7 protein-coding genes are annotated in these 7,004 nt (G+C 56.8%); 5 read left to right on the top strand and 2 right to left on the bottom strand.

Translation table 11 applies throughout. From position 1 onward, the window contains the following. Window positions 1-21: 21 nt before the first annotated feature. The 5 genes from hemE (at window position 22) to IM282_RS21410 (ending at window position 3,562) form a co-directional block, all read left to right on the top strand. On the top strand, window positions 22-1,086 hold the full coding sequence (gene hemE / locus IM282_RS21390; RefSeq protein ID WP_023299076.1) for a uroporphyrinogen decarboxylase: 1,065 nt from the start codon (window positions 22-24) through the stop codon (window positions 1,084-1,086). Between the two features lie 9 nt (window positions 1,087-1,095). Beyond that, window positions 1,096-1,767: a deoxyribonuclease V gene (gene nfi / locus IM282_RS21395; RefSeq protein ID WP_003862312.1), complete on the top strand. Its 672-nt coding sequence runs from the start codon at window positions 1,096-1,098 to the stop codon at window positions 1,765-1,767. A gap of 41 nt (window positions 1,768-1,808) precedes the next feature. Continuing rightward, window positions 1,809-2,399: a YjaG family protein gene (locus IM282_RS21400; RefSeq protein ID WP_022646712.1), complete on the top strand. Its 591-nt coding sequence runs from the start codon at window positions 1,809-1,811 to the stop codon at window positions 2,397-2,399. A 186-nt stretch (window positions 2,400-2,585) separates the two neighbouring features. Next, the gene (hupA, locus tag IM282_RS21405; RefSeq protein ID WP_002445246.1) at window positions 2,586-2,858 is read left to right on the top strand and encodes a nucleoid-associated protein HU-alpha; all 273 of its coding nucleotides are present in this window, start codon (window positions 2,586-2,588) and stop codon (window positions 2,856-2,858) included. 11 nt (window positions 2,859-2,869) lie between these two features. Continuing rightward, entirely contained in the window at window positions 2,870-3,562 is a 693-nt protein-coding gene (locus IM282_RS21410; RefSeq protein ID WP_017384076.1) for a DUF1481 domain-containing protein, read from the top strand. A 53-nt stretch (window positions 3,563-3,615) separates the two neighbouring features. Here the strand turns inward: IM282_RS21410 and purD are convergent, their stop codons facing one another. Together purD and purH are read right to left on the bottom strand one after the other, a co-directional pair. Continuing rightward, a complete protein-coding gene (purD, locus tag IM282_RS21415; RefSeq protein ID WP_192970808.1) occupies window positions 3,616-4,908 on the bottom strand; it encodes a phosphoribosylamine--glycine ligase in 1,293 nt (430 codons plus the stop codon). Window positions 4,909-4,923: 15 nt separating this feature from the next. Beyond that, entirely contained in the window at window positions 4,924-6,513 is a 1,590-nt protein-coding gene (gene purH / locus IM282_RS21420; RefSeq protein ID WP_022646715.1) for a bifunctional phosphoribosylaminoimidazolecarboxamide formyltransferase/IMP cyclohydrolase, read from the bottom strand. Window positions 6,514-7,004 lie beyond the last annotated feature (491 nt).

The raw sequence follows: 7,004 nt of genomic DNA on the forward strand, positions 1-7,004 counted from the left end.
GACGCAATAAGGAACTGCAAAATGACCGAACTGAAGAACGATCGTTATCTGCGTGCGCTGCTGCGCCAGCCCGTTGATGTCACCCCGGTGTGGATGATGCGCCAGGCGGGACGCTATCTGCCTGAGTACAAAGCCACGCGTGCGCAGGCGGGCGATTTTATGTCGCTGTGCAAAAACGCCGAACTGGCCTGTGAGGTGACGCTCCAGCCGCTGCGCCGCTTCCCGCTCGATGCCGCCATTCTTTTTTCGGACATTCTTACCATTCCGGACGCGATGGGCCTTGGGCTCTATTTCGAAACCGGCGAGGGGCCGCGTTTTACCTCACCGATCAAAAGCAAAGCCGACGTTGATAAGCTGCCGATCCCCGATCCGGAAGGCGAGCTGGGCTATGTGATGAACGCCGTGCGCACCATCCGCCGCGAGCTCAAAGGCGACGTGCCGCTGATTGGCTTCTCCGGTAGTCCGTGGACGCTGGCAACCTACATGGTGGAAGGTGGCAGCAGCAAAGCCTTTACCGTCATCAAAAAGATGATGTACGCAGAGCCGCAGGCCCTGCATGCCCTGCTCGACAAGCTGGCGAAGAGCGTCACGCTCTATCTCAACGCGCAGATTAAAGCGGGCGCGCAGTCGGTGATGATTTTCGACACCTGGGGCGGCGTGCTGACCGGGCGTGATTATCAGCAGTTCTCCCTGTACTACATGCACAAAATTGTCGATGGTCTGCTGCGTGAAAACGAAGGCCGTCGCGTGCCGGTAACGCTGTTTACGAAAGGCGGCGGTCAGTGGCTGGAAGCGATGGCGGCCACCGGCTGTGATGCGCTGGGCCTCGACTGGACCACTGATATTGCCGATGCGCGTCGTCGCGTGGGGGATAAAGTGGCGCTCCAGGGCAACATGGACCCGTCCATGCTCTATGCACAGCCTGCCCGTATCGAAGAAGAAGTGTCGACTATACTGTCTGGTTTCGGCCAGGGTGAAGGCCACGTCTTCAACCTCGGTCACGGTATTCATCAGGATGTACCGCCAGAACACGCTGGCGTATTTGTGGAGGCGGTGCATCGGCTTTCTGCCCAGTATCACAAGTAAGGAGTGGTTATGGATCTCGCGTCGCTACGCGCTCAGCAAATCGAACTGGCTTCATCGGTGATCCGCGAGGATCGTCTGGATACGGACCCTCCGCGATACATTGGCGGGGCGGATGTCGGGTTTGAGCAAGGCGGTGAAGTGACGCGAGCGGCGATGGTGGTGCTGAAATACCCGTCGCTGGAGCTGGTGGAGTACAAGGTGGCGCGTATCGCCACCACCATGCCCTATATCCCCGGCTTTCTCTCCTTCCGCGAATATCCCGCGCTGCTGGCCGCGTGGGAGCAACTCTCGCAAAAACCCGATCTGCTGTTTGTGGATGGGCACGGCATCTCCCATCCGCGTCGCCTGGGCGTTGCCAGCCACTTTGGTCTGCTGGTAGACGTGCCGACCATCGGCGTGGCGAAAAAACGCCTGTGCGGCGCGTTTGAGCCGCTCTCTGCCGAACCGGGCGCGCTGGCGCCGCTTATCCATAAAGGCGAGCAACTGGCGTGGGTCTGGCGCAGTAAAGCGCGCTGCAATCCGCTGTTTATCGCAACCGGGCATCGGGTCAGCATGGACAGCGCCCTGGCGTGGGTGCAACGCTGTATGAAGGGCTACCGCTTACCTGAGCCTACCCGCTGGGCTGACGCCGTTGCCTCTTCACGTCCGGCATTCATTCGTTGGCAGGAAATTCAGCCGTGATTCAGGTAAACTGCGGCTAATTTTCGATTCGAGACATCATCATGTTACAAAACCCGATTCATCTGCGCCTTGAGAAGCTGGAAAGCTGGCAGCACGTGACGTTTATGGCTTGCCTGTGCGAGCGCATGTACCCCAACTATGCCGCGTTCTGTAAGCAAACGGAGTTTGGCGAAGGCCAGATTTATCGACGTATCCTGGATTTGATCTGGGAGACGCTGACGGTCAAAGACGCAAAGGTAAACTTCGACTCTCAGCTTGAAAAGCTGGAAGAGGCAATTCCGGCGGCGGACGATTACGACCTGTATGGCGTCTACCCGGCTATCGATGCCTGTGTGGCGTTGAGCGAGCTGATCCACTCCCGTCTGAGCGGTGAAACCCTGGAGCACGCCATTGAAGTCAGTAAGGCATCCATCACCACCGTCGCGATGCTGGAAATGACCCAGGAAGGCCGTGAAATGACCGACGAAGAGCTGCGTGCTAACCCGGCGGTTGAACAGGAATGGGATATTCAGTGGGAAATTTTCCGTCTGCTGGCGGAGTGTGAAGAACGTGATATTGAGCTGATCAAAGGGCTTCGCGCGGACCTGCGCGAGGCCGGCGAGAGCAATATTGGTATAATTTTTAACCAATGAGACAACAAAACGTGATTTAACGCCTGTTTTGTCACTCCTCGACTCTTCCCTTTCGCCCCCCGTCTGGTCTACATTTGGGGGGCGAAAAAAAGTGGCTATCGGTGCGTGTATGCAGGAGAGTGCTTTTTTGGCATTTTCGTCGCACTCGATGCTTAGCAAGCGATAAACACATTGAAAGGATAACTTATGAACAAGACTCAACTGATTGATGTAATTGCGGACAAGGCTGATCTGTCTAAAGTGCAGGCTAAAGCTGCTCTGGAATCTACCCTGGCTGCTATTACTGAGTCTCTGAAAGAAGGCGATGCTGTACAACTGGTTGGTTTCGGTACCTTCAAAGTGAACCACCGCGCTGAGCGTACTGGCCGCAACCCGCAGACCGGTAAAGAAATCAAAATCGCCGCAGCTAACGTGCCGGCATTTGTTTCTGGTAAAGCACTGAAAGACGCAGTTAAGTAAGACGCGTGGCAGTGAACAGTTTTAACGAAGGGGCGGCAACGCCCCTTTTGTCATTCTGGCGTGGAACGCTCGCGCTGGCAGGCGTACTGTTGCTCTCTGCCTGTAGCCATGATTCCTCACTCCCCCCGTTTACCGCCAGCGGCTACGCTGACAACCAGGGTGCGGTCAGGATCTGGCGCAAAGATTCCAGCGATGAAGTCCATATGCTCACCGCGTTCAGTCCGTGGCATAACGGCAACACCTCGACCGCAGAATACCGCTGGCAGGGCGATGCGCTGTCGCTCATTGAACTGAATATCTACAGTAAGACTCCCGAACACGTGAAGGTGCGTTTCGACGACCACGGCGAGCTGAGCTTTATGCAGCATGAGGTCAGTGGACTGAAACAGCAGCTTTCCAGCGATCAGGTCGCCCTCTACCGCTACCGTGCGGAACAACTCCGCCAGACCAGCGATGCGCTGCGTCAGGGCCGCGTGGTGCTGCGCCAGGGGCGCTGGCATGCCGACGGCACGGTGACCACCTGCGAAGGGCAGACGGTGAAGCCTGAGCTTGAATCCTGGGCAACCGAACACATTCAGCGTCGTCAGCGGCATTCATCTGTGGAGGTGAGTGTGGCGTGGCTGGAAGCGCCGGAAGGCTCTCAGCTGTTGCTGGTGGCGAACGAAGATTTCTGCACCTGGCAGCCGACAGAAAAGAGTTTTTGATTTAAGTCCCCTCTCCCTTGAGGGAGAGGGTTAGGGTGAGGGCGAAGGGGAAATTACTCTCCCTGCTCCCGCGCAATGGCACGATAGCCGATATCCTGGCGGCTGAAGCTGCCATTCCAGTGAATATCCGCCATCAGCGCATAGGCGCGCTTCTGCGCCTCTGCCACGGTCTGGCCCAGCGCGGTCGCACACAACACGCGACCGCCGTTGGTGAGCACGCGGTCGTCGTCAGAGAGCTTCGTACCGGCGTGGAATACCTTCGCACCGTCAATCTCTTCCAGCGGCAGGCCGTGGATCTCATCCCCGGTGTTGTAGCTACCCGGATACCCACCCGCAGCAATCACTACACCTAAAGAGGCACGCTGGTCCCACTCGGAAGTTTTCTCATTCAGCTTGCCTTCGCACGCCGCCAGACACAGATCAACCAGATCGGACTTCATGCGCAGCATGATCGGCTGAGTTTCCGGATCGCCGAAGCGGCAGTTGAATTCAATCACCTTTGGGTTACCCTGCTTGTCGATCATCAGGCCTGCGTAGAGGAAACCGGTGTAGGTATTGCCTTCCGCCGCCATCCCTTTTACGGTTGGCCAGATGATGCGGTCCATGGTGCGCTGGTGTACTTCGTCAGTGACCACCGGAGCAGGGGAGTAAGCACCCATCCCGCCGGTGTTTGGACCCGTGTCGGCATTGCCTACGCGCTTGTGATCCTGGCTGGTGGCCATCGGCAGGACGTGCTCACCGTCAACCATCACGATAAAGCTCGCTTCTTCGCCGTCGAGGAACTCTTCAATCACGATGCGGTGGCCCGCATCGCCAAAGGCGTTACCCGCCAGCATATCCTGCACAGCGGCTTCCGCTTCTTCAAGGGTCATCGCCACGATAACGCCTTTCCCGGCAGCCAGACCGTCGGCTTTAATCACAATCGGCGCGCCTTTTTCACGCAGGTAAGCCAGAGCAGGCTCTACCTCGGTGAAGTTCTGATATTCCGCCGTCGGGATGTTATGACGCGCGAGGAAATCTTTGGTGAAGGCTTTTGAACCTTCCAGCTGTGCGGCACCTTCCGTTGGGCCGAAAATTTTCAGGCCCGCGGCGCGGAAGGCATCTACAACGCCGATCACCAGCGGCGCTTCCGGGCCCACAATCGTCAGATCGATATTCTCGTTCCGGGCAAAGCTCAGCAGCGCCGGGATATCGGTTACGCCGATGGCGACGTTCTGTAGCGCGGGCTCCAGTGCGGTACCGGCGTTACCCGGTGCCACAAAGACGGTTTCAACCTGCGGAGACTGCGCTGCTTTCCACGCCAGGGCGTGCTCGCGCCCGCCATTACCAATCACTAATACTTTCATTTTCTGCTCCGGAAATTAATGGCGGAAGTGGCGCATGTCGGTAAAGATCATTGCGATGCCATGTTCGTCGGCAGCGGCAATCACTTCGTCATCACGGATTGAACCGCCAGGCTGGATCACACAGGTGATGCCCACAGCAGCGGCCGCATCGATACCGTCGCGGAAAGGGAAGAAGGCGTCAGAGGCCATGGCGGAACCTTTGACTTCCAGACCTTCGTCACCTGCTTTAATACCCGCGATTTTCGCAGAGTAAACGCGGCTCATCTGGCCTGCGCCTATCCCGATGGTCATGTTCTCTTTGGCGTAAACAATGGCGTTAGACTTCACGAACTTCGCCACTTTCCAGCAGAACAGCGCGTCGCGCAGCTCCTGTTCGGTCGGCTGACGTTTGGTCACCACGCGCAGGTCGGCTTCTGTCACCATACCCAAATCGCGATCCTGAACCAGCAGACCGCCGTTCACGCGCTTGAAGTCCAGACCTGGAACGCGCTCTGCCCACTGGCCGCAAACCAGCACGCGCACGTTCTGTTTCGCCGCGGTGATTTTCAGCGCTTCTTCGGATGCGGATGGCGCGATGATCACTTCGACAAACTGACGGGAGATGATGGCCTGCGCGGTTTCCGCATCCAGCTCGCGGTTGAAGGCGATAATGCCGCCGAACGCGGAGGTCGGGTCGGTTTTGTAGGCGCGATCGTAGGCATCCATAATGGAGGTGCTTACTGCGACGCCGCATGGGTTGGCGTGCTTGACGATAACGCAGGCCGGCTCGCTGAACTCTTTCACGCATTCCAGCGCGGCGTCGGTATCGGCAATGTTGTTATAAGAGAGGGCTTTGCCCTGTACCTGCTGAGCAGTCGCAACAGAGGCTTCTTTCACCTCTTCTTCTATATAGAAGGCTGCCTGCTGGTGGCTGTTCTCGCCGTAGCGCATATCCTGCTTCTTAATGAAGTTCAGGTTCAGGGTGCGCGGGAAGCGACCAGATGGATCTTTGCTTTCACCGTGGTAGGCAGGAACCAGGCTACCGAAGTAGTTGGCGATCATGCTGTCGTACGCGGCGGTGTGTTCGAAGGCTTTGATGGCGAGGTCGAAACGCGTATCAAGCGTCAGGGACCCTTCGTTGGCGTCCATCTCATTAATAATGGCGCTGTAGTCGCTGCTCTTCACCACGATGGCCACATCTTTATGGTTCTTGGCTGCGGAGCGCACCATGGTCGGGCCGCCGATATCAATGTTCTCTACGGCATCTTCCAGAGAACAGCCTTCGCGGGCGACGGTCTGGGCGAAGGGATAGAGGTTTACGACAACCATGTCGATGGGGGCAATATTGTGCTGCTCCATAATGCCGTCGTCCTGACCGCGACGACCCAGAATGCCGCCGTGCACTTTCGGGTGCAGGGTTTTGACGCGTCCATCCATCATTTCCGGGAAACCGGTGTAGTCGGACACTTCGGTTACCGGCAGACCTTTCTCTGCTAACAGGCGAGCGGTACCGCCTGTAGAAAGCAGCTCCACACCGCGTGCGGAAAGTGCCTGAGCGAATTCGATGATACCGGCTTTATCAGAAACACTGAGCAGAGCGCGGCGGACTGGACGACGTTGTTGCATGGTAAATCCCCTGGATTTCACGATTACAGAGAGCGTTAGATGAATTTTCCAGCGAAAAACTCATCTAACACACCTGACGAGGCCTCCTTGTTAAGCGCGAGCATTTTAACGAAAACGTTTGCGCAACGCTCGCATATTTTCACTTTTTCGAAGCGCTGTGGATAACTCTGTGTGTAAAAGGGTATAAGGCGGGGTTTTGCTGGGGAATGCAGCAGTCAGTCATTTTTCTGTCATTTAGCGGTTGCGGCCTGCGGAGAACTCCCTATAATGCGCCTCCATCGACACGGCGGATGTGAATCACTTCACAGACAACCCGGTCGGTTGAAGAGAAAAAATCCTGAAATAACGGGTTGACTCTGAAAGAGGAAAGCGTAATATACGCCACCTCGCGACAGAGCGCTGAAGCGCGTCGCAACTGCTCTTTAACAATTTATCAGACAATCTGTGTGGGCACTCAAAGTGACATGGATTCTTAACGTCCTCGGACGAAA

Source organism: Enterobacter cloacae complex sp. P29RS (assembly GCF_014893445.1).
GTDB classification, from domain to species: Bacteria; Pseudomonadota; Gammaproteobacteria; order Enterobacterales; family Enterobacteriaceae; genus Enterobacter; species Enterobacter intestinihominis.

Bases quoted from the DNA above. Each gene is read 5' to 3' on its own strand.
- hemE (WP_023299076.1), top strand. From the start codon at position 22: ATGACCGAACTGAAGAACGATCGTTATCTGCGTGCGCTGCTGCGCCAG.
- nfi (WP_003862312.1), top strand. From the start codon at position 1,096: ATGGATCTCGCGTCGCTACGCGCTCAGCAAATCGAACTGGCTTCATCG.
- IM282_RS21400 (WP_022646712.1), top strand. From the start codon at position 1,809: ATGTTACAAAACCCGATTCATCTGCGCCTTGAGAAGCTGGAAAGCTGG.
- hupA (WP_002445246.1), top strand. From the start codon at position 2,586: ATGAACAAGACTCAACTGATTGATGTAATTGCGGACAAGGCTGATCTG.
- purD (WP_192970808.1), bottom strand. From the start codon at position 4,908: ATGAAAGTATTAGTGATTGGTAATGGCGGGCGCGAGCACGCCCTGGCG.
- purH (WP_022646715.1), bottom strand. From the start codon at position 6,513: ATGCAACAACGTCGTCCAGTCCGCCGCGCTCTGCTCAGTGTTTCTGAT.